Below are 1,461 nucleotides of genomic sequence, written 5' to 3'. Positions count from 1 at the left end.
TACAGAAAAAAAGAAAGTTATATAGAATTGATAATGAAATGAAAAATATAAGCCTGGGCTATATTTCTGAAAAAATGGGGATAATATATTTAATTAATGGAAAAGAAATAAAAAAATATAATTTATATACCGGTAAACACATAAAAACAATGGATTATAATAAATATATATCTACAATAAAAGAAATAAATGGAAATATAACATATGGGACAACAGATGGAAACATAATAACGGAAAATAAAATTATAAAAATATCAGATGAACCTATCAGAAAAATTGTTGAAACAGAAGAATATATAATAATCCTTTCTGGAATGGATGAATTAAGTATATTGGAAAAAAACACTTTAAAAATTATAAAAAATATTAATAATAATGAATATATACATGATATATCAACAAATAAAAAAATACAAGCATTATATATATTATATGGAAAAGGAATAATTCGAAAAATAAATTTAAAAGATTTTAAAGTAGAATATGAAAAAAATGCAGGATTTGATCCTATGAAAAACAAAGTAATTTTGACAGAAAAGTATCTCATAAAAAGTGATGATGATTATATAAATTTCTATCTTTTAGAAGATGACGAAAAATTAAAAAGAAGAGAAGTTGATTATAAAAGCATAAATTTAAAAGAATATAAAAAATATGAAGAAAATATAAAATATTATAATATCCAAAATGGATATGAAATAATAGAAAATGAATATGCAGAATTAACAATAAAAAAAGAAGGACAAATAATTTTTAAAAAAGAGTTAGAAGATTATCTGTCAAAAATAAAAATAATAAAAGATAAAATATTTATTTCATGTGGAAATGGAGCAATTGAACTATATAATATAAAAACAGGAAAATTATTATATAAAGATAAAAAAATACAAAAAATAGCGGATTTTGATGGAGAATACATATATTACGGGAATAAAAATTATGAAATAGTAAAATACGATTATAAAGCCAAAAAAGAAATAAAAAAGTATACAGGTCATTATGGAATAGTACAGGCAATAAAATTATCAAATGATAACAAATACATAATATCATATAATGGGTTAAGTGGAAGTATAAACTCAAAACCAGGAAATAGAATATTAATACACAGTTTGCAAAAAGAAGCGTATATAAGGTCGATAACAATATTAAATCCAATAAAAGAAGTAATTATCTTAAAAAATGATTATCAAATATTAATTGAAGATATAAAATCAAACATATTTATATACAATATATTAAATGGAAAATTAGAAAATATAATAATACATCCATTAAAAGAAATAAAAACAATGGATATAAGTAAAAATGAATTGATAATAACAGATGGAAAAAGAATAATGATATATAATATAGAAAATACTGAACTGATAAAATCATATTTCTCAAAGTATAACATAGACAATATAAAATATATAGGAGATAATAAAATAACAGTTATCAGGGATAATATAATTTAAA

General features: G+C 19.6%; 1 protein-coding gene. It reads left to right on the top strand.

Annotated features, from left to right (window positions below):
- The coding region (locus AS160_RS09335) for a hypothetical protein (RefSeq protein WP_206528165.1) at positions 1-1,460 on the top strand (1,460 nt) is incomplete at its 5' end.
- Position 1,461: the final 1 nt, after the last annotated feature.

Origin of the sequence: Marinitoga sp. 38H-ov, assembly GCF_011057715.1 — a bacterium.
In the GTDB taxonomy this organism is placed as follows: Bacteria; Thermotogota; Thermotogae; order Petrotogales; family Petrotogaceae; genus Marinitoga.
Note: the sequence above shows the minus strand (reverse complement) of the source record. Positions and strands in the feature narration are given on the sequence as shown.